Genomic DNA, 25,860 nt, shown 5'->3' with positions numbered 1-25,860 from the left:
CATTAACCGTGTAAATCAGTCTTTTGTTCGCAAACAGGATGACGGCAGGTTTAGCCCACCGAGCCTTCCAGACTGATCTCCAGCAACTTGCCCGCTTCCACGGCAAATTCCATAGGTAACTCTTTGAAAACTTCTTTACAGAAACCATTCACAATCATTGATACGGCTTTCTCGGGATCAATACCGCGCTGCTGACACAAAAACATTTGGTCGTCAGAGACCTTAGATGTGGTCGCTTCGTGCTCGACGATCGCCGTAGGGTTGCGGCTTTCCACATACGGGAAAGTGTGTGCACCGCACTTGTCACCAATCAGCAAAGAATCGCACTGGGTAAAGTTACGGGCTCCCTCGGCTCCTGGATTCATACGCACCAGACCGCGGTAACTGTTGTTGCTCTTACCGGCGGAAATCCCTTTGGAGATGATCGTAGAACGGGTATTTTTGCCCAGGTGGATCATCTTGGTCCCAGTATCCGCTTGCTGCGCACCACGGGTCAGAGCCACCGAATAGAATTCACCTATGCTGTTATCCCCTTTCAGGATGCAGCTTGGGTATTTCCAGGTCACTGCCGAACCGGTCTCTACCTGAGTCCAGGAGATTTTGGCGTTGGTGTGGCAGATACCGCGCTTGGTCACAAAGTTATAGATGCCGCCCTTGCCGTTTTCATCACCGGGATACCAGTTCTGGACGGTTGAATATTTAATCTCAGCGTCATCCAGCGCCACCAGTTCAACCACTGCAGCGTGCAATTGGTTTTCATCGCGCTGTGGTGCCGTACAACCTTCCAGATAACTGACCTGACTGCCTTCGTCAGCAACAATCAATGTCCGCTCAAACTGACCGGTGTTCTGTTCGTTGATGCGGAAATAAGTGGACAATTCCATCGGGCATTTCGTGCCCTTGGGGATGTACACGAAAGAACCGTCGGTGAATACCGCACAATTCAACGCCGCGTAGTAGTTGTCACGCTGCGGTACAACACTGCCTAAATACTTTTTCAGCAGCTCAGGGTACTTGTGCACCGCTTCGCTGATAGGACAAAAAATCACGCCCGCTTCTTCCAGCTTGTCACGGAAAGTCGTAACAACAGAAACCGAATCAAATACCGCATCCACGGCCACGCCCGCCAGCATCATCTGCTCGTGCAGCGGAATACCGAGCTTTTCATAGGTTTTCAGCAACTCAGGATCCACTTCGTCCAGAGACTGAGGCTTATCCTTCATGCTTTTCGGCGCGGAGTAATAGGATATCGACTGAAAATCGATTTTCGGATAATGAACGTGAGCCCACTCTGGCTCGTCCATTTCCAGCCAGCTACGGTAGGCTTTCAATCGCCACTCCAGCATCCACTCCGGCTCTTCTTTCATCGCGGAGATACGGCGAATAATGTCTTCGTTCAGACCCGGCTCAAACGTATCGGATTCGATATCCGAAATAAAACCGGCCTCATACTCACGCTGTAGCGCTTTTTCAATTTGCTCAGTCATGCTTTAACTCGCTATTCACGGTTATGACATCCATGTGTCACAGGCAACGCTCTTTAAACGGCGTTTTAAATTTTTGGCCATCCGGACGGTTCCTGCCCGCTGGCTGAATTCAAATGTTGCTACCGCTGCAATCGTCAACTGCCGTGCAGTTGAGTAATCACCTCACGGATATGGGCAATGGCTCTCTCCACCTCTTGCTCGGTGGTAAACCTTCCCAGCGAAAAACGAATGGAACTGTGTGCATCACTGTCACTCAGCCCCATGGCTTTTAATACATACGATGGCTCGATACTGGCTGATGTGCAGGCGGAGCCGGAAGATACTGCCAACTCACGCAAGGACAACTGCAACGCCTCGCCATCGACTCCGGCAAAACACACATTAAGGTGTACCGGACTGACCTGCTCTACCGAACCATTCCGGCGGACGCCCGGCAAATCTGCAATTCCATCCCACAGGCGATCGCGCAACTCTGCGAGGCGAGACATATCGTCAGGCAGCTGCTCGCGCGCCATTCTTGCCGCTTCACCCATTCCAACTAACTGGTGAGTCGGCAAAGTGCCGGAGCGCATGCCCCGCTCGTGCCCGCCGCCGTGGGTAACCGGCGCCAGCTGCGGCTGCACTTTGCGGCGAACATACAGAGCGCCGACGCCCTTGGGGCCGTAGAACTTGTGGGCAGACAAACTGAGAAAATCCACTTTCAGCTGGCTGACATCGACGGGCAATTTGCCAGCCGATTGCGCCGCATCCACGTGCAACAGGACATCGTGCTCCTGTCCTTCACTGGCTAGCCGGCAGATTTCACCAATATCAGCAATGGCTGTAACGGCACCCGTTTCGTTATTCACCTGCATCAAGCTGACCAGGCGAGTATCGGGCCGCAACGCCGCCCTCACTTGTTCTGCATCAATCACACCAGAACTGTCGGGAGTTAACCAGGTCACGGCCACTCCTCGCTCTTCCAGCCAGCGAGCCGGATCAACCACCGCTTTATGCTCTGAGAGAGAGGTAATTAAGTGTCCGCGGAAGTCCACTTTTTCAAACACGCCTTTCAAGGCCAGATTGTTGGACTCGGTTGCGCCGCTGGTCCAAACGATTTCTCGGGGATCGCAACTCAATAAATCAGCCACCTGACTGCGGGCGATTTCGACCTTCTCTTCCGCCTGCCAGCCGTAGACATGGGAACGTGATGCCGGATTAGCAAAAGTGCCATCCATAGTCAGACATGCACCCATGGCCTCTGCGACAGCAGGATCAACCGGCGTTGTGGCAGCGTAATCCAGGTAAATCGGGGCTTTCATGAGACTCACATTTCCCCTGCTGCGATGAGCTGCAGTTTTTGCTCCGTATTCTGGCGATCAGACACTTCGCGCACCTCCTGACGAGCTACCAGACTGGCGAGGCTGATACCGCTGAGAAAATCGTGTATCTGATCACTCAAGTCACACCATAGATAGTGAGTGAGGCACACCTGACCATGCTGACAGTTGCCCACGCCACCACAGTTGGTGGCATCAATGGACTCGTTCACCGCGTCAATAATTTCAGCCACAGAAATGTCTTGTGCTTCGCGACTCAGCTTGTAGCCACCACCCGGCCCACGAACACTGCCCACCAGAGCTTGCTGACGTAATTTGGAGAACAATTGCTCCAGATACGACAGGGAAATCTCCTGACGTTTGGAGATATCCGCCAGGCTGATCGGGCCTTTCTCAGCATTGAGGGCCAAATCCAGCATGGCAGTGACAGCGTATCGACCTTTGGTTGTAAGACGCATAGACCTATCCTGTGGGCTTTTCAGGGCGCGAATTATGTAAAAACCAACCTCTTTGGTCAAGTATATAACCTACTAATTTAGTATGGTATTACTTGAGGACAGAAAAAGAGGTTAATCTTCCTTCTTTTCGGCGTCTGTCAGGGCTTTGATTTTGTTGTCGGTATGGAAGATGTAATTCTGAACTGAAGTCAGCACGCCTCTGAGGATGCTCAGTTCCATTTTATCCATACGAATACGGCTGTATAAGCGTCGCAGGCGAGTCATGGTCTGCCGGGGGTTGCCAGGCTCAAGAAAGCCAAGCCGCTCCAGAGTGGCCTGAAGGTGCTCGTAGTAATGCTCAAGCTCCTGGTGCTGGACAGGCGGCTGATCCCAGTCATCAAAGTGCACGGCCTTGCCCTCTTTCAGGGCCAACCAGGACATGCGCACCTCGTAGGCGAGTACCTGCACCGCCGAAGACAAATTAAGCGAGCTGTAATCCGGGTTTGAAGGGATATGGACGTGATAATTGCACTTGTGCAGCTCTTCGTTGGTTAAACCGCGGTCTTCACGGCCAAACACGATAGCCACATCGTGCTGCTGAGCCTCTGCCACCGCCCGATCACCACACTCTCGAGGCGTGACCAACGGCCAGGGAATACGGCGCTCGCGGGCACTGGTACCAACCACAAGCCCGCAACCGGAAACAGCCTCTTCCAGCGTATCCACAACAATGGCACCCTCAAGAACATCCTGAGCGTTTGCGGCGCGCCAAACGGCTTTATCCGCCGGGTACTCCTTGGGCTCCACCAGATAAAGCTGGGACAAGCCCATATTCTTCATGGCGCGTGCAGCACCGCCAATGTTGCCAGGGTGACTGGTGTTCACCAGTACAATTCGTATCTTTTGCAGCAGCGCGTCGGACATGTTTAATCCAAATTATCAGCGAAATCGTGGGTCAGAGGTAATAGCTCAGGGAAAAAGGCGCGCAGTTTAACAAATTGCCTTCTATCCTAATAGCCAGATATTGCAGTGAGACGCGCAAATCCCGAAGTTAGCGCCCGGCGGGTATATTCACAGTTCGAACAGACTGTTATACTTCCGCCCCCTTTTTGAGGCGCTGCGATCTTGCGGTGTCTGCTCTTTCACATTGATTGCCGTTAACGGTTGGTGCCCTATGGAACCCATGCTGAATATCGCCCTGCGTGCTGCACGCAAGGCTGGCGAGCTCATTGAGCGCGCTCTGGAACGTGTTGATGTTGTTGCCTTCGAAGAAAAAGGCCGCAACGACTTTGTCTCTGAAGTGGACAAAGCTGCCGAAAAAGAAGTGATTTACCATCTGCGTAAAGCGTTTCCCGATCACGCCATTTGGGGTGAGGAAACAGGGCACAGCGCCGGTAGCGGCAAGGGTGCAGACTACGAGTGGATCATCGACCCTCTCGACGGCACCACCAACTTCCTGCACGGCATCCCCCACTTTGCCGTATCCATCGCCTGTCTTTACAAGGGGCAGATCGAACACGCCGTGGTATTAAACCCCATGTCCCGTGAAGAGTTTACTGCCAGCCGCGGTAAAGGTGCTGCCTTAAACGGCCGCCGTATTCGTGTTTCCGAACGTCGCGGCCTGGGTGGTGCACTGATTGGCACCGGCATTCCCTTCAACGGCTACGCCTTTGAAAACATCACACCTTATCTCGCAGCCCTGCAAGAAATAGCCGGTCAAACTGCCGGTATTCGCCGCCCTGGTGCAGCGTCACTGGACCTGGCCTATGTGGCTGCTGGCCGGTTTGATGGCTTCTGGGAAATGAACTTGCAAGCGTGGGATGTGGCTGCAGGAATTCTGCTGGTGAAAGAAGCTGGCGGACTCGTGAGCGACTTTAAAGGCGGCAATACCTCGATGGATAGCGGCAACATTGTTTGCGCTCCCCCCAAAGTCTTTAAGCCTCTCCTCCAAATCGTCGGCAAACACATGGGCAAAATCTGATAACCGCCGAAACTGCTCTCCCCCAAATGACCGACAAAAAAAAGCCCTGCTGTCTGCAGGGCCACAAGCTCGGAGAGAGTCGGTTTCCTGTGCCTGGCTAACCTCACCACACACAGCTAAATTCTTAAAAAAAGGGCCCTGCGAACAGGGCGCAAGCTCAGAGAATAAGTTTCTAGGCCGCAACAGCCGCTTCAGTGGTAGCGCCGTGAGGCTCAGGTACGCCATCTTCGCTCATTGCCACAAAGACCATCTTGTCGATTTCAATGATCGACTCGTGTGTCACCTTATTACGTACAACACACTTCACAGTTAATGATGTCCGCCCGACGTGCGCTACTGACAGACCAAACTCAATCACATCTCCGCTTCTGGCAGAGCTGGTGAAATTAATTTCAGAAATAAACTTGGTGACCAGACGCTGAGTTTTCATTTGGCAGGCCGCAAAAATAGCAGCTTCTTCATCAATCCAGCTCAACAGCGCACCGCCAAACAGCACATTGGAAGGGTTTAAATCCGTGGGCTTAATGACACGTCTGGAATAAAACTTCATAACATTTCTCCATAAATCTAAAAGGTAATCTCAGTTTCTCACTGCCCGACTGAGACGGGTTTCGCCTGGAGTGAAACGTTATATTTATTCTACTCTTACAGTTATTCTTAACTGTTAACTCGTATAACTCTTAACTGTTATTTAAATAGCAAAGGGCGTGCCAAAAAAACAGGCCGTTTTTCAGGGTTTATATGTACTCGCCGCCCCAAAATAGAACCATGCTCTAATTTGACGCTTTGCCATGCACCACAAAAACCCCTGATAAATTTTTATTGTGGGCACTGAAAAACCGCGATAATCAGAGGCTTTAAGAGCAACTCACCCAGACATTGAATTCCGCTGAGCCATTAAAACTAAAAGCGCTCCCTAAAAACGCACCATTACGGACATAGTGGATCTCACCACGTCTGCAGCACGAAGCATCCGGTGCCCCCCCCCAAAACACACCACCACACTCGCGATGCACTCAAAGCGTGAAATGACTGACACCAACAAGAAAAGAATGCCCAAAAGAGCGGCAGAGAAAAGCAGGAAGACTTAAGGAATGGTAAGACAAGATCAGAAGCTGAATGACTAGAGCACAAACAAAAAACGCCCCTGTAGAGGAGCGTTTCAGGATCCTGGGCAAAGGCGCTCAGGATCGGAGAGAAATCAACACAGGTGGATCAGGGCACTTCGTCCAGATCCTCTCCTTCTTTCACAGGAGGCATCAAATCCTCTTTGGAAATGTTCATACTCAGGAGCACATTACTGGCCACATAAATCGATGAGTAGGTACCGACAAAGATACCAATCAGCAATGCTGTCGCGAAGCCATGGATCATCTCACCACCAAAATAAAACAACGCAAGCAAAACCATGATCGTCGTCCCTGATGTGATCAAGGTTCGATCCAGGGTTTGGGTTAATGAACCATTAATGACTTCTGTCGGAGTCTCACCGCGTAACTTGCGAAAGTTTTCACGAATTCGGTCAAACACAACAATGGTATCATTCAATGAATAGCCAATCACCGCCAACACGGCGGCCAATACGGTTAAATCGAAGTCCAGATGGAGCACTGAGAAAACGCCAAGGACAATGATGACGTCATGGATCAGGGCGGCCACGGCGCCTACCGAGAACTTGTACTGGAAGCGCATGGCTACATACAACATGACCACAGCCAGAGCGAACAACATGCCAATACCGCCGTCATTCTTCAGCTCCTCACCGACTTGAGGCCCTACAAATTCAACCCGACGAACACTCATATTAGATGCGGTGTCTTTTTTGAGGGCGGCCAGAATTTCATCTCCCAACCCTGGATCAACCGCACGCTGTAATCGGATCAGGACATCGGTTTCTTCACCGAAGAACACCACCACTGCCCCTTCAAACCCTGCGGTTTCCAAGCGGTCGCGGATATCCTGTAGGTTGGCAGGCTTTTCATAGCCCACTTCGATTTGAGTACCGCCGGTAAAATCCAGACCGAACTGCAAACCGTTAATCGCCAGCGAGCCCAGCGCCACAAGCAACATGACAATAGAAAAGCCAGCTGCCAGCTTGCGCCGTCCCATGAAGTTATAAATTTTCGCTTCTTTTGACATCTTCTCTGTATCCGTTTGAGTGCCGCCGAGGCGGCATCATGAATCTGGTTCTAAAATATGCAGCAACTGTAAAAACAGTGGCCGGCAACTACCTTGCTTAAATCCACAACTTCTCGACTTTACGACGACCGCCATAAATCAGGTTAACCAGTGCACGAGTTCCCATAATTGCGGTAAACATGGAAGTCAGAATACCGATGGATAAGGTCACGGCGAACCCCTGAACCGGTCCGGAGCCAATGGCATACAGGATCACCGCGACGATCAGCGTCGTGATATTGGCATCGAGAATGGTAGTAAAGGCTCTATCGAAACCCGAGTTAATGGCCGACTGCGGCGGTAACCCATTGGCAATCTCTTCCTTAATCCTCGAGAAAATCAGCACGTTGGCATCCACCGCCATACCCACGGTTAAGACAATACCCGCAATACCCGGCAGTGTTAGTGTAGCGCCCAGAATCGACATACACGCGATCAACAAAACGATGTTCAGTGCCAGCGCAACGTTTGCCGCCAAACCAAAGACCCGGTAATACAGCAGCATGAACACCAGAACCAGCGCCAGGCCGATTTGAGCCGATTTCACACCGACACCAATATTTTCAGCCCCCAATGACGGACCAATGGTTCGCTCTTCCACGAAGTACATCGGTGCCGCCAAAGCACCGGCTCTCAGCAGCAGTGCCAGTTCCGAGGCTTCCGCCGTGTTATCCAGACCGGTAATTCGGAACTGAACACCCAGCGCACTCTGAATGGTCGCCAGGCTGATGATTTTCTTCTCAATGATCTGGGTTGGAATAGCAATTTGCTCACCCGACTCATCGACTTCATAGTCCATCTTGGTCTTGTATTCGATGAACAGCACACCCATACGACGGCCAACATTACTGCGGGTCGAACGGTGCATTTTGGTACCACCAAAACTGTCCAGAGTGATGTTCACCTGGGGCTGACTGGTCTGGCTATCAAAACTGGATTTGGCGTTCGCCACATGATCACCAGAGATAATCAGCTTCTTTTCCAAGAAGGCATCACCAAAGCGGCGCTGATCCAGCTCGCTGCGGAACGGGAACGCTTCTTTACGGGTTACCAACTCAGAAGGTTTGGCCTCCAGACGGAACTCCAAATTCGCTGTTTTACCAATAACACGCTTGGCTTCCGCAGTATCTTGTACACCCGGCAACTCCACCACAATACGATTTCTGCCCTGACGCTGCACGATGGGCTCAGAAACACCCAATTCATTCACACGATTGCGCAAGGTGGTTAAGTTCTGGCTGACGGCATAGTCTTCAATTTCACCAATTGCCTGTTCAGACATGGCCAACTTCACCAAAAAGCGATTGGACTCATCAACGCTCTCACGGGTGAGATTGGGGAACTCAGAACGGATTTCACTGCTCGCACGGTCACGCAAGTCAGCGGTTTTGAAAGACGCGGTAATCACGTTGTCGTCCGAAAGGCGAACTGACTGGTAACGGATCTTCTCGGTTCGCAGCTTGCTTTTCATCTCGCTGACGGTGGACTCAAGACGCTTGGCAATCGCTGATTTGGTGTCCACCTCCAACAAAAAGTGAACACCACCGGCCAGATCCAGACCCAGTTTCATCGGCTCGGCACCAAAGCTACGCAACCATTCAGGTGTGGTTGGTGCCAGGTTCAGAGCGACAACGTAGTTGTAACCCAGCTTCTGCTGGATGGCTTTCTTGGCAGACAGCTGTTGATCCAGGTTCTCCAGACGCAACAAAGCGCTCTTGCCGTTGGACTCTTCACCAAAATATTCAATGCCCGCCTCATCCAACGCTTTGGTCACCATGCTGAGCGTGCGCTCATCAATCACGGTTGCTCCGGACTGGCCAGAGATCTGCACAGCGGGATCAGGTTCATACAAATTGGGCGCTGCGTAGATCACACCAATTGCGGCGATGACCAGAATCAGCAGGTATTTCCATAAAGGGTAACGATTCAACATATGAAGTTCCAAATGGCGATTTGAGTCTAGCTTGTCTGAATTGTGTTCTATTATTTTGATAAACCCGACACTTTATACAGTCGGATTACCAAGACATATGGGCAGCTTTGAAATTTACAATGCTTTACCCGGTCACTTACTTTTACAGCCCTACCGTTACAGAGGTAGTACTTTTAATAATACAGAGGAAGTACCTTTAAATTACAGAGACGGGACTTCTAATCCCTGCTTGCCGTAAAATTCCTGTAAATAATCATCCAACCGATGTTCGGCAATCGCTGAACGCAGGCTAGACATCACATTCTGATAAAAACGCAGGTTGTGAATGGTATTCAACTGAGCACCGAGAATTTCACCACACTTGTCCAAATGATGCAGATAGCTGCGGCTGAAATTACTGCAGGTGTGGCAATCGCACTCCGCATCCAGCGGCCCGGTATCATGACGATGCTTGGCATTGCGGATTTTGATTACACCTTCACTGGTGAACAAATGACCATTTCGGGCATTTCTTGTCGGCATCACGCAATCGAACATATCAATACCGCGGCGCACAGCTTCCACGATATCGGCTGGCTTGCCAACACCCATCAGGTAACGGGGCTTATCCGCCGGCATCTCTTGCGTTAAATGATCCAGCACCCGGATCATGTCTTCTTTCGGTTCGCCGACGGACAACCCACCAATCGCGTAGCCGTCAAAATCAATCTCACTGAGTCCCTGCAGCGATTCGGTGCGTAAATGCTCGTACATCCCACCCTGCACAATGCCAAACAGTGCCGAGGGGCTGTCGCCATGTGCGTCTTTACTGCGCTTGGCCCAGCGCAGGGACAGCTCCATCGAATCACGGGCTTCTTTTTCACTTGCCGGGTACGGCGTGCACTCATCAAAGATCATGACAATGTCTGAGCCCAGATCCCGCTGAACCTGCATGGCGATCTCAGGATTGAGCTCAACTTTGCTGCCATTAATGGGAGACTGAAACGTCACGCCCTGCTCGGTGATCTTGCGCATCTTCCCCAGGCTGAACACCTGAAAGCCACCAGAATCGGTGAGTATCGGCCCCTGCCATTGCATAAAATCGTGCAGGTCGCCGTGGGCTTTTACCACTTCGGTGCCCGGACGCAGCATCAGATGGAAGGTATTGCCAAGAATGATATCGGCACCAATCTCTTCGATATCCCGGGGCAACATGCCTTTCACCGTGCCATAGGTTCCCACCGGCATAAAAGCCGGAGTTTCCACAACCCCGCGCGGAAACTTCAAACGACCACGTCGAGCCTTGCCTTCGGTGGTATCCAGCTCGAAATTCATGAAACACTCGCGCTGAGCTGAAGGCGAATCCCCGCAAGGTGAATTCCCTTCGGATGCGTTAACGTCAACCTCACTCACGACAGATTTCCTCAGTGGTAGCGTTGGGATTGCGGGTAATAAACATGGCATCGCCATAACTAAAGAAGCGATAGCGTTCAGCAACCGCCTCGTCGTAGGCCGCCATGGTATTGCGATAGCCTGCAAACGCAGAGACGAGCATCAACAGGGTGGATTCTGGCAGGTGGAAGTTTGTCACCAGCGCATCCACGACCTGATATTGATAACTAGGATAGATAAAGATGTTGGTTTCGCCCTGATACGGGCTCAGCTCGCCATTTTGGGCAGCGGTTTCCAGGCAGCGAACACTGGTGGTACCCACAGCAATCACCCGGCCGCCAGCCGCCTTGGTTTCTTTCACCAAATCACAGACCTCGGCATCCAGTTCCATGATCTCGCTGTGCATCTGATGCTCTTTGATGTTATCGACCCGTACTGGCTGAAAAGTCCCCGCCCCGACGTGCAAGGTCACAAAAGCAATACGAATGCCTCGGCTTTTTAACTGTTCTAACAGCTGATCATCAAAGTGCAAACCAGCTGTGGGGGCCGCGACGGCTCCTTTTTTGCTCTGATCGCTGTAGACCGTCTGATACCGCTCGCGGTCATCATCCACATCATCGCGATCAATATAGGGCGGCAACGGCATATGACCAATGCGCTCCAGCACGTCCAGAACGGGCTGATCCTGGGGAAACTTCAGCTCAAACAAGGCCTCATGACGCCCCGCCACCATCAACTCAGTGCCGTCTTCCAGAATAATCGGAGTACCGATTTTCGGTGACTTACTGGCGCGGGTGTGAGCCAGCACGCGGTGGCTATCAATGACACGCTCCACCAGCACTTCAACCTGACCACCGGTGGGCTTTTGCCCAAATACCCGTGCAGGAATCACCCGGGTATTGTTAAACACCATCAGGTCACCGGGCTTTAACCAGTTGAGAAGATCCGGAAACTGACCGTGCTGGATTGAACCAGTCTCACCATCCAGACGTAACAAACGACTGCCCCGGCGCTCCGGGGCAGGTTGACGAGCAATCAGCTCGTCGGGGAGTTGATAATAAAAGTCCTGACGACGCATAACAGGAAAATACTTCTGAGGCCACTGAATTCAAGGGGTGCAAGGGTATAGGAAAACGGGCTCTGAGGCCACGTTTGACATCAAAAACTGCCCTGCGCGTGGACATTTATCAGGTTCGCCTCAGACACACCCCCTTAAAACAACAGGAGCTGACAATTGGGCCAGATGCTTCGCCATAGACTCCCCCTTGGCACCGGATCCGGGACTAAGACAGCGACATCAACGACGTATCACCACCCACCGCCGAAACATTAATACTGATGGTTTTTTCTTCAGTAAGTCGAAGCAACCTCTGCTCTATCGGCTCACAGCCAATCAAAGCCACTATGCCGGTTTCTCGTTGCGCCAACCATTGCTCTATGGATTTCTCCAGCGATGCAGGGCCGCTCAACATAACGGCTTTAACATCCGAATTCATACACACGGGTTGCAGATCCGACAACGGCTCTAGCTGTAGAGCAGGTAATGTGACAGTTTCTGATGACTCATTGTCTGAACTATCGTGCTCACCGTCGTTTTCAGCAGAATCATTGTCTGAACACTCACCCCAATACGCAAACAGGGTCTCAAGTCGGGACTGATATTCCGTATCCGCAAGAACCGTCACATCACACCCCACTAAAAGCGCACTCATGGCGCTCAACAGAGCCTCTTTGACACTGCCATGCTCTGCCAGTACCACAACTACCCTGCCTCTGGGCTCCAGTACCAATTGATTGATTTCACCCGCAGGCCCTGGCAACAGCGTCGGGTTGAGGCAACCGCACCCTACCAAGGCATTCAACTGACGTAGCTCTGGCAAGGCATCATTCAATAAAGACTGCAACCAGGGATCCCGTTGCTGATGACTCTGCCAGTTGCGGATGCAGGCGCGAAAAGCAGAGAGGCGCGGTGCCACGTGAGCATTCTCTACGCAGACAGCACCCAACTCATGGTTTTCTTTTAAATGATTTTCCCGATCTTCGTCGATGGGATTCGACGAAAACTGCACCAGACGCCCAAGGTATTGTGGCCCTCCGGCTTTTGGACCGGTTCCGGAAAGACCTCTACCGCCAAATGGCTGCACGCCCACCACCGCGCCAATCATATTTCGATTGATATAAACATTCCCAACTCGGGCTTTATCGGCGATATGCTCCGCAACCGATTCAATGCGGGAATGGACACCTAATGTCAGACCGTACCCCAGACCATTGATTTGATCGATCACCCTGTCCAGGTCTTTTGCTGCATAACGGATCACATGCACCACAGGACCAAACACTTCCTCAGACAGCACCGACAAGTCTGAAATTTCATACAGATGCGGCGCCACAAATGTGCCTTCAAGACCCTCTGGGACAGAACAACGGAAGTGCAATTTCGCCCATACCTGTGTATCGGGATTCACACCCATATCAGGGCGTCCCCTGCTAGATTCGTCCGCCGAGTCTAAATGCTGTGATTGCTGCGTAAGACCATCTTCATAAAGACTGTCTAAATATCCACAGTGCATCAGGATTTTTTTCTTGGCATTCTCGTCAATTACCGGACCAATATCCGTCGACAATAATGCAGGATTGCCGATGGTTAATTCTTCCATGGCGCCGCAGAGCATTGAGATCATGGAGTCGGCGATATCGTCCTGCAGAAACAGTACACGCAAAGATGAACAGCGCTGCCCCGCACTGCGAAATCCCGACATAATCACATCGTCCACCACCTGCTCAGGCAAGGCCGTGGAATCTACGATCATCGCATTCTGGCCTCCAGTTTCTGCAATCAGTGGAATGCCTGTATCCGAACGATTAGCCAAGGCATGGGACAGTGTATGTCCGGTTGCCGTTGATCCGGTAAACATAACCCCCTGAATTCTTTCATCCGGTAGCAACTGTTCTCCAACCAGCTTGCCTGGAGCGATGATAATCTGGAAAATATCCCTCGGAAAACCGCACTGCTCCATTAGCTCAGCAACTCTTAACGCTATCTTGCGCGTTTGCTCTGCCGGTTTTGCCAGCACCGTATTTCCCACGACCAGTGCAGCCGAAACCTGCCCAGTAAAAATCGCAAGAGGAAAGTTCCACGGACTGATACACAGCATTACGCCCCTGGCTTCAACATCCGAATCTGTCGTCAAGTCTTCTGCCTGATCCGCATAGTATCGACAAAAATCAACGGCCTCTCGCACCTCGGCGACACCATCATCGATGGTTTTACCTGCCTCCTGAATGCAAAGCCCTATCAAACTGGTGCATTCTTTCTCGAAAACATCAGCCAATTGACGAAAGAGTTGTGCACGCTTCTTCACCGGGGTTTTCGACCATTCCTGAAAAGCTTGTTGCGCCAATGCCAGTTTATTATCAATGGTGTCACTGTCATCAGGCATGACTCTGGTGTGATAGCGGCTGCCCGCGGCCTTATCTTGCCACCATTGCTGCAGATCTTCCTCCAACTGAAAGAGAGTCGATGCATCACTCAAATCAAGACCCTGTGAATTCTTTCTGCTACCTGACAAGGATTTAAAACGGTATAAGTTTTCTGGCAAAGGGATATCGGGGTGTCGCAACTCGGGACGTGCCGACAGAGATTTCAGGGGATCCTCCAGTAGAGTATCCACCGACACATGGGAATTCAAAAGACGATTAACAAAGGAACTGTTTGCGCCATTTTCCAGTAAGCGCCGAACCAGATACGCCAACAAGTCCGCATGCTCACCTACAGGAGCATAGACCCGACAGGGAACTGATTCGGATTTCATCACTTGCTCATAAAGGCTTTCACCCATACCGTGCAATCGCTGAAACTCATAACCTGAGCGGTACAGGCTGTTGGGTGAGGTCTTTTCAGCTGATTCGGATAAGGAACTGTCCATTTCTAAAATCGTTGCCACGGTATACGCGTTATGAGTCGCAAACTGTGGGTACAAAAAATCACGATAAGATAAAAGCTTGAGCGCACAAGCCTGATAGGATACATCCGTTGCGGCTTTGCGGGTGAACACAGGGTAATCAGTCTGCCCTTCTACCTGAGACCATTTAATTTCGGAATCCCAATAAGCTCCCTTTACCAAACGTACAACAATTTTTCGCTCTAACTGTTTCGCCAGAATTTGCACCCAGTCAATCAACACCAGTGCCCGCTTTTGATAAGCCTGTACCGCCAGCCCCAATCCCTCCCAGCTTTCCAGATCGGGATCCTTCGCAACCTGCTCAAAAATATCCAGAGAAAGCTCCAGACGGCTTGCCTCTTCGGCATCGACGGTCAAACCTATGTTATGGGTCTTCGCCTGCAACGCGAGTTGCTTTAATTTTGGAACCAGAGACTGTACAACCCGGGCGCGTTGCGACCACTGATAGCGCGGGTGTAACGCTGACAATTTGACGGAGATTCCGGCACTGGCCACGGGGTTCACGCCATCGTAACTGCTATTGTCCGATTCATCCTGCCCCAACATCTCAATCGCATCTTGGTAACGTTGCAAATAGCGATCCGCATCTTTCTGACAACGAGCACCCTCCCCCAGCATATCGTAGGAGTAGCGATATCCTTTAAGTTCCTGATGCTTTGAGCGCTTCAACGCATCGGCCATGTCCTTACCCATTACAAAGTGCGACCCCATGACCTGCATGGCGGTACGCAAAGCGGCACGAATGACAGGAGCCCCCATACGTCGTAGCGTTGTGGTTAATGTGTGATGCCAAAAGCTACTGTGCTGACCGCTTCTTCCCTTTGTATCCGTCTCGTCAGGCGCAATGTAATCGGTAAACTTACCGGTTAACAAAAGTCCCCAGGTGGATACGTTGACAAAAAAAGAGTCCCGCTGCCCCAGATGCTCAGACCAGTTTCCGCGAGACAATTTGTCGTGTATTAAACGGTCTATGGTGTAGTCATCCGGAACTCGCAATAAGGCTTCAGCCAGGCACATAAGCGCCACGCCCTCATCGGTAGACAGGGAAAACTCGTTGAGAAATTCATCCACATGGGCACTGAGAGAAGACGATTCACGAATATTTTCTACCCAGTGACGCGCCTGCGCTTCAATGCGAATGCGCGACTGCTCGTCCATCGCACACCCATCCAACAGGCGCCTGACCACTTCAACTTCATCTTTGCGATAATAGGCATTAACCGTTTGGCGAGCTTGCGCCAGAGGGCTATCACCGTGAAACAGGCTGTGGAAGGTTTCCCTCTCGTCACGATCAAAGACAAAACGGGGATCTGTGTGTAATGGGGCTTTTTCGGCTCTTTCAGGTTCGACTCTATCAGACATATAAGCTGCTTTTTTCCGCTTCATATGCTGAACTATAGCTAACAATTTCTCCCGCAGGCCTGCTATCGAGAGGTCAGACCCGCAAAAACGAAAAAAGCCCCCTCCCGATCTCTCAGGAGGAGGCTTTTTGGCACTCAGATCATCTTCTAGTGTTGTTTATCCGGCTTACACTTTGGACAGTGCTTCGTCCAGATAGGCGACCGTACGATCAATGTTACCCAACTTATCCAGACCAAACAGACCGATACGGAAAGTTTGGTAGTCCGCAGGCTCATCGCACTGCAAAGGCACACCTGCGGCGACCTGTAATCCCTGGGCCAGAAACGCTTTGCCCGTGTGGATATCGGCTTCAGCAGTGTAACTGACCACCACGCCCGGCGCTGCAAACCCCTTGGCGGCCACACTGTTAAACCCCTTCTCGGACAGCAGTTCGCGCACACGGCGACCGAGTTCGATTTGTTGCTGCTTGAGGTTATCGAACCCCAGAGCTTCAGATTCTTTCATGGTGTCACGAAACTTGGTCAGCGCATCAGTAGGCATAGTAGCGTGGTAAGCATGACCACCATTTTCATAGGCCTGCATGATTTGCAGCCACTTCTTCAGATCGCAGGCAAAACTGGTGCTGGTGGTCGACTCAATACGCTTCAGGGCTTCTTCGCCCAACATCACCAGACCCGCGCAAGGGGATGCACTCCAACCTTTCTGCGGGGCGCTGATCAAGATATCCACCCCCAGCGCTTTCATATCAACCCACAAGGTACCCGAGGCAATACAATCCAGGACAAACAAGCCACCTACAGCATGTACCGCATCCGCCATGGCTTTGATGTAGTCATCTGGCAACAACATACCGGATGCCGTCTCTACGTGAGGCGCGAAGACAACCTGAGGTTTCTCATCGGCAATGGTCTGCACAACCGTTTCAATCGGTGCCGGTGCAAAAGCAGCCTGCGGACTGTCGCTCACCGGTGCAGCTTTTAACACCCGAACATCAGAGCTGATCTGCCCCATCTCCAAAATCTGGCTCCAGCGGAAACTGAACCAGCCATTGCGGATTACCAGACACTTCTGATTAGTTGCAAACTGCCTTGCGACCGCTTCCATTCCGTAAGTTCCGCCACCGGGAACCACTGCAACCGCTTCCGCGTTATAGACGCTTTTTAAGGTGCCCGAGATATCACGCATCACTTGCTGAAAAGCCTGCGACATATGATTCAGGGAGCGATCAGTAAATACAACGGAATATTCCAGCAACCCTTCAGGGTCGATATCAGGCAGTAATCCAGACATGGTAGTTCTCTCTATCTCTGTTTCTATCTATTTCGACGGTAAGCTATTTCGACGGTAAGGCTCAAACGCCATTCCAACGGTAAAGCTCAAAGACCATTCAAGCGCGCGTATTGTACTCGATACCCTAAGGGAATCTACCTATCTTCACCCTCTTGCAGGCTCATAAGCTCACAACAACTCAAAGTCGTCCGCATCCAGATGCGCCGGAAACTTCTCTCTGAAAGCGTTCAACTCATCGGCAGACAAGGTTGCACTGAACACCCCCCGGTCGGAACCAGGCACCACCAGCGCCTTGCCTTTCGCATCCAGCACAATACTGTCGCCGGAATAAGCGTGGCCATTACCATCCTCACCCACCCGGTTGACACCCACAACACAGGCCAGATTTTCAATGGCACGGGCTTTTAACAATTGCGTCCACGGAAAAGCACGCGCAGCCGGCCAATTAGCCACAAACACCAACAGATCATAATCGTTGCGATTGCGACACCAGACCGGAAAACGCAGGTCGTAACAAATCAGCGGGCACACACGCCACCCTTTGAGCTCGGTGATGATGCGCTCACCGCCCGCCTGATAGCGGCTATCTTCTCCCGCCATGCGAAACAAATGGCGTTTATTGTAGGTTTCATAGCTACCGTCTGGGCGCATCCACACCAGGCGGTTATAGGGCAAACCACCCTCTTCGTCAGCGACGGCATAGCTGCCGGTGATCACGGCACCCGTAGTCCGCGCCATCTCTTCCATCCAAACCAGAGTATCGCCCTTTGCCGGCTCCGCGACCTTCTTGGAATCCATGCTAAAGCCTGCGGTAAACATCTCTGGCAACACCACCAGATCGGAATCTTTGGTGTCATTCAGAATCATCTCGCCAAAACGGGAGCGGTTAGCTTCCGGGTCTTGCCACGCCAGTGAGTGCTGCACCACACTGACACGCAGATCTTGCTGAGGCATAACGTGTAATCCTCTCTGGAAAACAGGGTGTATTTCACATGTGAGAGTAGACTAATCCGTTGGGCCGCAAAAGGGCAAATCGCGCACAATTTACTGGCGTGATGGCCCATCGTGTTACAATAGGGGCTTCGAGCTTTAGGGGTAAAAGTCATGAAACTGTCAGCATTCGGACAAAAGTTCGCGGGAAACTCAGGCATCGTCGAATTGATGGACGATCTGGGATCCGCTCTGAATGAGAACCCCGACATGATTTTTATGGGAGGCGGCAATCCCGGTCGGCTACCAGAAGTCGAATCGATTTTTCAGCAGCGGCTGGAAAGTATTATGGCCGACCCTCAACAGCGGCACAGTCTGTTTGGCATCTATCAGTCACCACAGGGTGATCGGGAATTTCTGGAGCAACTGGCCGCATTTCTGAACAAGCAATTTGGCTGGTCAATCACCGCCAATAACATTGCCGTCTCCAATGGCAGCCAATCCGCCTTCTTCGTCCTTTACAATATGTTTGCGGGGACTATGGCTGATGGTAGCCAGCGCTCAATTCACTTGCCGCTGGCTCCGGAATATCTGGGCTATGGCGATGTCGGCCTGAGCGACAACTTTTTCAGTGCGACTCGCCCCAGTATCGAACTGCTGGACGACCATCTGTTCAAATATCACGTGGACTTTTCTCAACTGCAACCGGATGAAACCACGGCGGCTCTGTGCGTGTCTCGCCCCACCAACCCTACTGGCAATGTGCTCACCGATGAAGAAATTGCACATCTGGACGAGATTGCGATAGCCCACGACATTCCATTTATTATCGATGGAGCCTATGGCGTTCCCTTCCCGGGTATTATTTTCACCGAGGCCAAACCCCACTGGAACGAAAACACGATTCTGGCACTGAGTCTGTCGAAACTTGGACTTCCCGGCGTCCGCACAGGTATCGTAATTGCCAACGAAGAAATCATTCACGCCTATACCAATGCCAATACCATTGTGAACCTGGCTTGCGGAACGCTGGGCCCCGCACTGGCCAAAGAGCTGTTTCGTACCGGAGAGATTCTTACCCTGTCGCAAAACCACGTGGCGCCCTTCTACCGTGAAGGATCACAACAAACCGTGCAATGGTTTCAGGAATCGCTCGGCGATCTGCCCTACCACATACACAAGCCCGAAGGCGCTATCTTCCTGTGGCTGTGGTTCGATGGTTTGCCGATCAGCAGCCAGGAGCTCTATGAACGCCTGAAGAAACGCGGGGTCCTGGTCGTGCCAGGCCACAACTTCTTTATCGGTATTGATGACGACTGGAGACACAAACACGAATGCATCCGCGTGTCTTACGCTCAAGGCGGTACAATCGTAAAACAAGGGGTTAATATCATTGCAGAGGAAGTACGCAAAGCTTACGCCGAATCCGAAAATTGAGTGCGCAGCCGTTTTAAACCGTACTGAATCAGACGTTTCTGATTGTCACATCCCTGACATTCCATTTGCACCAAACGGTCGATGAGCACCTGACACAGCTCATCGTCCACCTCATACATCAGAGCCAATTCCAGTACTTCAAATACCATTAACCATTCACCCCGATCGCAGGACTGCAGCCTCAGAATCCACTCTTCTACCCGCTGCCGACCGCCATCAACCGGAAAAGCCTCGCGAAAATTCCGAATATTTTCATAAAAAGAAAACAACCGCTGCAATCCTTCGTAATAGGAACCTGGTTCCGGATCTGCATCTGCCGTCCCCTGCAATGCTGATGCGGAATGAAACATCGGGAACGTATCCTTGTCTGCAGAGCCGCCATAAACAGATACCACCTCTGCTCCCACGGCCATATCAAACACACCCCATGAGGGATCAAATAAAACTTCGCCATCAATACCGGTGACCGTGCACTCCTCAAAGGTAAACACCAGATTTTTCTGATCCCTGCGCAGAAGCTGGGTTAAACGCCCACTCACCCGCACCCCAGAGAGAAAATCCAGCTGAACCCAAGAGTCTTGGCTGATCCCATGCTGCTTTAACTCATCCACGGTGTAGGATGACAAACACCGCTCCATAGTTTGCAGCCGACCAATCGGACAGCCAAAACCCGCTTCATGTGCTTGCGTACCGTGTCCGGGCAATTCTGTTTGCTGATACGCCAATTGTGTGGGTCCGGTGGTTTTGAGATAGGTAATATTGCCCACCGCATCCGTCAGCACTTCCGTAAACAAACCACTGATTTCGACACCGGCGTTGGTAACCGCAGTATTAATGGTCTGCGCGTCTATCGCCTGCCATACAGAATCTGCCCCGCCCTGGTTAACGCACATCTGCCGTCCAAACTCTTCCAGAACCTGACTTAAATGCCGGCAGTTGCGAGTCACAAACAGCTGCGGTTGCTCACGGGTAATGTCGTACTCGATGTTTACAGCATCCACCGTCAGAGGCAATTTGGTGACCTTATCATCATCCAGGCAGTTCATGCTTTCGCCCAGTGATGACAACAAACCTGCACCAAAAATACGGTAATCATCCGGAGCCCCCACCAACCCATACTCAACGGTCCACCAATGAAGGCGTGACAAGAGTGCGGCTTCCGAAGGCGGATAGTTCGCGTCAATCGCCTCTTGAAGTGCCCGCTCAGAAGCATTGATCTGGGTTGACGTGGAACGGGGGTTTTCTTTGAGGATTGAAAGTGAACGAATCGCCTCATAGACGTTTAAGTCGCCTTTACTGGCAACCGCACGCATACCCAGCTCACCAAAACGCTGCAGAAATTCCGCGTAATCCACATCGATAATAAACGGTGCGTGTCCGGCTGACTCATGCACAATGTCCGGCGCCGGGGTATACAGCATATGCTCAATGGAGCGCATATCCACTGCAATCGCCAGCACACGATGAGCTTGAAACTCCATAAAAATGGCGGGAGGCACAAAACCATCAACAACCACCGCTCGCCAACCCAGCTTATTCAGGCAGGCGTTCATTTCTTCAATACGAGGGATATAGTCCGGATTAATGCCGGTTTTTTCCAGGCCTTCGAGGTAGGTCGATTCTGCAGAACGCGTCAGATTTTCCCGCAGTTGATGCAGTAAAAATCGCCACACTGCCTGATCTCGTGGCGTGTACCGTTCGTAGTACTGCAGGGCAGCAAAAGGACGCAGATGCGGTGGCAGACTGGCAATAATATCGTGTTGTTGTTTTAGATCGTCCTGAGGTTTCAGGCTCTCTTGCGAAGAAGGTTTTCGCTGTTCGCTGTTTTGTACAATCTGTCTCTGCTTTTGTTGTTGCTGCTTCTCTTGCTCCCGAAGAGTCATACCCTGCGACTCTTACGCTGCAATGAACTGATAAACTTGAAAGGAAATGGCATGAGATAACTCCTAACTTCTTTTATTTCAAGCTTATGACAGCCTTGAAGGTTTTACCTCTTCAAAGCCATACCTAACCGCAGTTTTTTAAGAATGAATCGCCCTAAAAGGCTAGTTTTTAGATGATTTCGAAGACAAAAACAGCTGAGCAGTCGCACAAGAACATGAAGAAACAGGAAATACGAATCAAACAGACTGGCCGTGAGCCTCCAGCAGGCACTCCAGCATGGTGGCGACAATTCTGGAAGGCTTGGGAGAAAGCCTGTGAATGGCCACAAAGTCACAGCGGTACTGGTACTTCTCTGCCCCGATGGCCCGAATACTGCCCTGCCTCAGGAAAGTATCCGCATAATGGTCCGGCAAATAGCCGATGTATCGACCAGACTGTAGACAATGAACGATTGCTTCCTGATCGTTCACAGTCACATCACGCTGCAATCCCAAACGATTTCCCACCTCCATATTCGGTGAGTGATGACCCAACCCTGCGTATTTGGAATTGCGGATATCGTCGTCCGTAAGGTTGATTTCCGGAAGATCAAACAGCGGATGGCGGTAGCCGCAGTACAAATACATTTGCTCGTAGAACAGGTGCTGATAAGCCAAACTGGGTGAACTCCGGTGAGCAGGAATCACCCCCAGATTAAAATGCCCTTCCATCACCCCCCGTTCGATCTCGTTAATAGGCTCGATATGGATGTCCAGACTCACTTCTGGAGCCAGTTCATCAAAACGCCGCAAGGCATCGTCAATATGGGCATCCGGATTGGTAGCCGTCTTATCAAACAGCGCGATGGAGATATGCCCTGTCATGCGCTTGTGTACGTCCGCCACCTCCCCCCGGAAGGCATCCAGAGATCCCAGCAGACGCAAAGTTGCCTGATAGATTTGCCGGCCTTCATCCGTCAGGGCAAAACCGCCCCGTCCACGGCGGCATAAGCTCACGCCGAGACGAACCTCCAAATCCTTAATATGACGGCTGATAGTGGAACGCCCGACATTCAGCTCCAGCTCAGCAGCGGAAAAGCCCCCCGCCTCTGCCACAGCCCGGAACACCCGTAGCAAACGCAGGTCAATGTCGCTCAATTGCCCTAGTAAAGCCGTTTGTTTACGCCCCATAGCGCGATTCCTGTCAGTGATACACCCAGTCGGTTAGAAAAGGTACTTTACGCCACCTCATAATGTTTCACAATGATGAAACTAAAGATAGATAATATGCAATTTATGAAACTTAATATCTCTACTAGACTCCCTCCAAATTGAGTTAAATCACACTGATTCGATCCTCATCCGGAGATACCATCATGAGCGACAAGTTTGCAGGTTTGAGCCCAGAACAGCTGGACTCACACTGGATTGCCTTCAGCGGCAATCGCCAGTTCAAGAAAGATCCACGCATTATTACTGGTGCACAAGGCTGTTATTACACCAGTGCTGATGGCCGCCAGATATTTGATGGTCTGTCCGGTCTGTGGACCTGTGGTGCCGGTCACTGTCGCCCTGAAATTGCGGAAGCCGTCAGCAAGCAGCTGACCACACTGGATTACGCCCCGGCGTTCCAATTCAGCCACACCAAAGCCTTTGAGCTGGCCAACCGCATCACCGATTTCATGCCTGCGGGCCTAAACCGTGTGTTTTTTACCGGTTCCGGATCCGAATCTGCCGAAACCTCGCTGAAAATCGCCCGCGCCTACTGGCGCAAAAAAGGCCTGCCCACCAAAACCAAGCTGATTGGTCGCTCCAAGGGCTATCACGGTGTGAACTTCGGCGGTATTAGCGTCGGTGGCATCGGCGGCAACCGCGCTCTGTTCGGCAACGCTGTGGATGCCGACCATCTGCCGCACACAATTTTGCCGCAGAACAAGTTTGTTAAAGGCATGCCAGAAGAAGGCGCCGAACAAGCCAATGAGCTGCTGGAACTGATTGCCCTGCACGACGCCTCCAACATCGCTGCGGTGATTGTGGAGCCAATGGCCGGTTCTGCCGGCGTACTGCCTCCCCCCAAAGGCTACCTGAAGCGGTTGCGTGAGATTTGCGATCAGAACAATATTCTGCTGATTTTTGATGAAGTGATTACCGCGTTTGGCCGTATGGGTGCCAAAACCGGTGCCGAGGCATTTGGTGTCACACCGGACATCATCAATACCGCCAAGCAGCTCACCAATGGTGCCGTGCCGATGGGCGCAGTGATCGCCAAGCAAGAAATCTACGACACCTTTATGGAGCAAGGCGGCCCGGATTACGCCGTTGAACTGCCACACGGATACACCTACTCCGCCCATCCGGTCGCCTGTGCTGCCGGGCTGGCGGCACTGGATATTCTTGAAGACGAGAAGCTGATTGAGCGCTCCGCTGAACTGGCTACGATTCTTGAAGACCGCGTGCATCAACTCAAAGGCACTCCGCTGATTACTGACATCCGCAACTGCGGTGTGGCAGCCGGCCTCACCATCGAGGCTGTTCCAGGCGAACCTTTGCTGCGTCCTTTCCAAATTGCCATGAGAATGTGGGACAAGGGTTATTACGTACGTTACGGCGGTGACACCATCCAACTGGGCATGCCGTTTATCTCCAGCCCAGAAGAAGTCGACACTCTGGTCAGTGCCCTCGGTGACAGTATCAATGAGGTCGCCAAAGGATAAAAACCAAGCAGTTTGTTAAATCCAATAACCCGTTATACCCGCCGACATATTCGTCAGCGGGTTATCAACAGAATGAAGCAAGAGGTATTTATGAGCATCGTCGGACACCTGATCAACGGTACTCTCAGTGAAGCCGCTGAGCGCACACAAGACGTTTTTAACCCAGCAACGGGCGAAGTCACCAAACAAGTTGCTCTGGCTGCTAAAGAGACCGTCGAAGAAGCCATTGCTGCAGCACAGGCTGCTTACCCAGCCTGGCGCAATACACCTCCGGCTAAACGCGCCAAAGTGATGTTTCGCTTTAAGCAGTTGCTGGAAGAGCACGCCGAACAAATCTGCGCCATGATCGGTGAAGAACACGGCAAGATTTCCCACGACGCCATGGGCGAACTGTCTCGCGGTATCGAAAACGTCGAATACGCCTGCTACGCGCCTGAGCTGCTGAAAGGTGAACACAGCCGCAACGCAGGCCCAGGCATTGATTCCTGGAGCGAAATGCAGCCACTGGGCGTGGTTGCCGGTATTACGCCGTTTAACTTCCCTGCCATGGTGCCTCTGTGGATGTATCCACTGGCGATTGTCTGCGGTAATACGTTTGTTCTGAAGCCTTCGGAGCGTGATCCTTCATCCACTCTGTTTGTGGCTCAACTGCTGCAGGAAGCCGGTTTGCCAGAAGGCGTCATCAACGTCGTCAACGGCGACAAGATCGCGGTAGATACTCTGCTGACCGATTCTCGCGTACAGGCCGTCAGCTTTGTGGGTTCCACACCGATAGCTGAATACGTCTACTCAACGGCCAGCGCCAACGGCAAACGCTGTCAGGCTCTGGGCGGAGCGAAAAACCACGCCATCATCATGCCGGACGCCGACATGGATAATGCCGTAGCCGCTATGACCGGCGCCGCCTTTGGCTCTTCCGGTGAGCGTTGCATGGCGCTGTCGGTTGCCGTTTGCGTGGGCGATGAGGCAGCGGACAGCCTAATCGAGAAGATGACCGAAGCCATGAAAGACCTGAAAGTCGGTGCCTACGACAATGCCAATAACGACTTTGGCCCAGTGATCACTGAAGCGCACAAAAACAAGGTCAACGGTTACATCAATAGTGCCGAAGAACAAGGCGCTACCATTGTCGTTGACGGTCGTGATCCACAAGTTGCCGGTTTTGAAAACGGTTTCTTTGTTGGCGGTACCCTGATCGATAACGTCAAGCCAGGCATGAAGTGCTACGACGAAGAGATCTTCGGCCCTGTGTTACTGGTCGTGCGCGCAGAGACCATGGACGAGGCCATGCAAATGATCAACGATCACGAGTACGGCAACGGTACCTGTATTTTTACCCGTGACGGTGAAGCCGCTCGCTACTTTAGCGACAACATTTTGGTGGGCATGGTTGGCATCAACGTTCCCCTGCCAGTACCGGTGTCTTACCACAGCTTCGGCGGCTGGAAGCGTTCACTGTTTGGTAACCTGAGCGCTTACGGTCCTGACGGTGTGCGTTTTTACACCAACCGTAAAACCATCACTCAGCGCTGGCCTTCCAGTGGTGTTCGTGAGGGTGTGCAATTTTCTTTCCCGAGCTAATAACCGGAAAGTA

At 51.8% G+C, this 25,860-nt stretch carries 18 protein-coding genes; 4 read left to right on the top strand and 14 right to left on the bottom strand.

Annotated elements, in window-relative coordinates:
- Window positions 1-50 precede the first annotated feature (50 nt).
- The 4 genes from sufB to trmJ all read right to left on the bottom strand — a co-directional run bounded on the left by sufB (window position 51) and on the right by trmJ (window position 4,167).
- Entirely contained in the window at window positions 51-1,487 is a 1,437-nt protein-coding gene (gene sufB, locus ACTG33_RS02540; RefSeq protein WP_439133609.1) for a Fe-S cluster assembly protein SufB, read from the bottom strand.
- A 134-nt stretch (window positions 1,488-1,621) separates the two neighbouring features.
- On the bottom strand, window positions 1,622-2,788 hold the full coding sequence (locus ACTG33_RS02535; RefSeq protein ID WP_439133608.1) for an IscS subfamily cysteine desulfurase: 1,167 nt from the start codon (window positions 2,786-2,788) through the stop codon (window positions 1,622-1,624).
- 5 nt (window positions 2,789-2,793) lie between these two features.
- Window positions 2,794-3,264: a Fe-S cluster assembly transcriptional regulator IscR gene (gene iscR / locus ACTG33_RS02530; RefSeq protein WP_439133607.1), complete on the bottom strand. Its 471-nt coding sequence runs from the start codon at window positions 3,262-3,264 to the stop codon at window positions 2,794-2,796.
- A 111-nt stretch (window positions 3,265-3,375) separates the two neighbouring features.
- Window positions 3,376-4,167 carry a tRNA (cytosine(32)/uridine(32)-2'-O)-methyltransferase TrmJ gene (trmJ, locus tag ACTG33_RS02525; protein WP_439133606.1) on the bottom strand — a complete coding sequence of 264 codons (792 nt, stop codon included), beginning with the start codon at window positions 4,165-4,167 and terminating at the stop codon, window positions 3,376-3,378.
- A gap of 250 nt (window positions 4,168-4,417) precedes the next feature.
- Here trmJ and ACTG33_RS02520 point away from each other — a divergent pair, with 250 nt between their 5' ends.
- Window positions 4,418-5,224: an inositol monophosphatase family protein gene (locus ACTG33_RS02520; RefSeq protein WP_439133605.1), complete on the top strand. Its 807-nt coding sequence runs from the start codon at window positions 4,418-4,420 to the stop codon at window positions 5,222-5,224.
- Window positions 5,225-5,396: 172 nt separating this feature from the next.
- On the opposite strand, the gene ACTG33_RS02515 is transcribed toward ACTG33_RS02520, so the two are convergent.
- The 8 genes from ACTG33_RS02515 to ACTG33_RS02480 form a co-directional block, all read right to left on the bottom strand.
- The gene (locus ACTG33_RS02515) at window positions 5,397-5,774 is read right to left on the bottom strand and encodes an acyl-CoA thioesterase (RefSeq protein WP_439133604.1); all 378 of its coding nucleotides are present in this window, start codon (window positions 5,772-5,774) and stop codon (window positions 5,397-5,399) included.
- Between the two features lie 665 nt (window positions 5,775-6,439).
- Window positions 6,440-7,363, bottom strand: coding sequence for a protein translocase subunit SecF (gene secF / locus ACTG33_RS02510; RefSeq protein WP_439133603.1), 924 nt, complete (start codon window positions 7,361-7,363; stop codon window positions 6,440-6,442).
- 97 nt (window positions 7,364-7,460) lie between these two features.
- Window positions 7,461-9,335 (bottom strand): protein translocase subunit SecD, encoded by a 1,875-nt coding sequence (gene secD / locus ACTG33_RS02505; protein ID WP_439133602.1) that lies wholly within the window; start codon window positions 9,333-9,335, stop codon window positions 7,461-7,463.
- Between the two features lie 201 nt (window positions 9,336-9,536).
- Window positions 9,537-10,649, bottom strand: a complete 1,113-nt coding sequence (tgt, locus tag ACTG33_RS02500) for a tRNA guanosine(34) transglycosylase Tgt (protein WP_439133621.1) — start codon at window positions 10,647-10,649, stop codon at window positions 9,537-9,539.
- A 70-nt stretch (window positions 10,650-10,719) separates the two neighbouring features.
- Window positions 10,720-11,784 carry a tRNA preQ1(34) S-adenosylmethionine ribosyltransferase-isomerase QueA gene (queA, locus tag ACTG33_RS02495; protein WP_439133601.1) on the bottom strand — a complete coding sequence of 355 codons (1,065 nt, stop codon included), beginning with the start codon at window positions 11,782-11,784 and terminating at the stop codon, window positions 10,720-10,722.
- A 205-nt stretch (window positions 11,785-11,989) separates the two neighbouring features.
- Window positions 11,990-16,033, bottom strand: a complete 4,044-nt coding sequence (putA, locus tag ACTG33_RS02490) for a bifunctional proline dehydrogenase/L-glutamate gamma-semialdehyde dehydrogenase PutA (protein WP_439133600.1) — start codon at window positions 16,031-16,033, stop codon at window positions 11,990-11,992.
- A 165-nt stretch (window positions 16,034-16,198) separates the two neighbouring features.
- Window positions 16,199-17,323 (bottom strand): aminotransferase class V-fold PLP-dependent enzyme, encoded by a 1,125-nt coding sequence (locus ACTG33_RS02485; protein WP_439133599.1) that lies wholly within the window; start codon window positions 17,321-17,323, stop codon window positions 16,199-16,201.
- A gap of 168 nt (window positions 17,324-17,491) precedes the next feature.
- Window positions 17,492-18,277 carry an amidohydrolase gene (locus ACTG33_RS02480; RefSeq protein ID WP_439133598.1) on the bottom strand — a complete coding sequence of 262 codons (786 nt, stop codon included), beginning with the start codon at window positions 18,275-18,277 and terminating at the stop codon, window positions 17,492-17,494.
- A 150-nt stretch (window positions 18,278-18,427) separates the two neighbouring features.
- Between ACTG33_RS02480 and ACTG33_RS02475 the strand changes: the two genes are divergently transcribed.
- Entirely contained in the window at window positions 18,428-19,690 is a 1,263-nt protein-coding gene (locus ACTG33_RS02475; protein WP_439133597.1) for a valine--pyruvate transaminase, read from the top strand.
- Here the strand turns inward: ACTG33_RS02475 and ACTG33_RS02470 are convergent.
- Window positions 19,669-21,573, bottom strand: a complete 1,905-nt coding sequence (locus tag ACTG33_RS02470; protein WP_439133596.1) for an aromatic amino acid hydroxylase — start codon at window positions 21,571-21,573, stop codon at window positions 19,669-19,671. The genes ACTG33_RS02475 and ACTG33_RS02470 overlap by 22 nt on opposite strands.
- A gap of 237 nt (window positions 21,574-21,810) precedes the next feature.
- Window positions 21,811-22,743, bottom strand: coding sequence for a LysR family transcriptional regulator (locus ACTG33_RS02465; protein WP_439133595.1), 933 nt, complete (start codon window positions 22,741-22,743; stop codon window positions 21,811-21,813).
- Window positions 22,744-22,928: 185 nt separating this feature from the next.
- On the opposite strand from ACTG33_RS02465, the gene ACTG33_RS02460 reads away from it, so the two are divergent.
- Window positions 22,929-24,266: an aspartate aminotransferase family protein gene (locus ACTG33_RS02460; RefSeq protein WP_439133594.1), complete on the top strand. Its 1,338-nt coding sequence runs from the start codon at window positions 22,929-22,931 to the stop codon at window positions 24,264-24,266.
- A gap of 90 nt (window positions 24,267-24,356) precedes the next feature.
- A complete protein-coding gene (locus ACTG33_RS02455) occupies window positions 24,357-25,847 on the top strand; it encodes a CoA-acylating methylmalonate-semialdehyde dehydrogenase (protein ID WP_439133593.1) in 1,491 nt (496 codons plus the stop codon).
- The last annotated feature ends 13 nt before the right edge of the window (window positions 25,848-25,860 follow it).

The sequence above is a fragment of the Pseudomaricurvus sp. genome, from assembly GCF_965662505.1.
Taxonomy (GTDB): Bacteria; Pseudomonadota; Gammaproteobacteria; order Pseudomonadales; family Cellvibrionaceae; genus Pseudomaricurvus.
This window is presented reverse-complemented; position numbering and strand designations above follow the sequence as displayed.

What these genes read in the sequence shown, in the direction of transcription:
- sufB (WP_439133609.1), bottom strand. Translation starts at nt 1,487, where the DNA reads ATGACTGAGCAAATTGAAAAAGCGCTACAGCGTGAGTATGAGGCCGGT.
- ACTG33_RS02535 (WP_439133608.1), bottom strand. Translation starts at nt 2,788, where the DNA reads ATGAAAGCCCCGATTTACCTGGATTACGCTGCCACAACGCCGGTTGAT.
- iscR (WP_439133607.1), bottom strand. Translation starts at nt 3,264, where the DNA reads ATGCGTCTTACAACCAAAGGTCGATACGCTGTCACTGCCATGCTGGAT.
- trmJ (WP_439133606.1), bottom strand. Translation starts at nt 4,167, where the DNA reads ATGTCCGACGCGCTGCTGCAAAAGATACGAATTGTACTGGTGAACACC.
- ACTG33_RS02520 (WP_439133605.1), top strand. Translation starts at nt 4,418, where the DNA reads ATGGAACCCATGCTGAATATCGCCCTGCGTGCTGCACGCAAGGCTGGC.
- ACTG33_RS02515 (WP_439133604.1), bottom strand. Translation starts at nt 5,774, where the DNA reads ATGAAGTTTTATTCCAGACGTGTCATTAAGCCCACGGATTTAAACCCT.
- secF (WP_439133603.1), bottom strand. Translation starts at nt 7,363, where the DNA reads ATGTCAAAAGAAGCGAAAATTTATAACTTCATGGGACGGCGCAAGCTG.
- secD (WP_439133602.1), bottom strand. Translation starts at nt 9,335, where the DNA reads ATGTTGAATCGTTACCCTTTATGGAAATACCTGCTGATTCTGGTCATC.
- tgt (WP_439133621.1), bottom strand. Translation starts at nt 10,649, where the DNA reads ATGAATTTCGAGCTGGATACCACCGAAGGCAAGGCTCGACGTGGTCGT.
- queA (WP_439133601.1), bottom strand. Translation starts at nt 11,784, where the DNA reads ATGCGTCGTCAGGACTTTTATTATCAACTCCCCGACGAGCTGATTGCT.
- putA (WP_439133600.1), bottom strand. Translation starts at nt 16,033, where the DNA reads ATGTCTGATAGAGTCGAACCTGAAAGAGCCGAAAAAGCCCCATTACAC.
- ACTG33_RS02485 (WP_439133599.1), bottom strand. Translation starts at nt 17,323, where the DNA reads ATGTCTGGATTACTGCCTGATATCGACCCTGAAGGGTTGCTGGAATAT.
- ACTG33_RS02480 (WP_439133598.1), bottom strand. Translation starts at nt 18,277, where the DNA reads ATGCCTCAGCAAGATCTGCGTGTCAGTGTGGTGCAGCACTCACTGGCG.
- ACTG33_RS02475 (WP_439133597.1), top strand. Translation starts at nt 18,428, where the DNA reads ATGAAACTGTCAGCATTCGGACAAAAGTTCGCGGGAAACTCAGGCATC.
- ACTG33_RS02470 (WP_439133596.1), bottom strand. Translation starts at nt 21,573, where the DNA reads ATGACTCTTCGGGAGCAAGAGAAGCAGCAACAACAAAAGCAGAGACAG.
- ACTG33_RS02465 (WP_439133595.1), bottom strand. Translation starts at nt 22,743, where the DNA reads ATGGGGCGTAAACAAACGGCTTTACTAGGGCAATTGAGCGACATTGAC.
- ACTG33_RS02460 (WP_439133594.1), top strand. Translation starts at nt 22,929, where the DNA reads ATGAGCGACAAGTTTGCAGGTTTGAGCCCAGAACAGCTGGACTCACAC.
- ACTG33_RS02455 (WP_439133593.1), top strand. Translation starts at nt 24,357, where the DNA reads ATGAGCATCGTCGGACACCTGATCAACGGTACTCTCAGTGAAGCCGCT.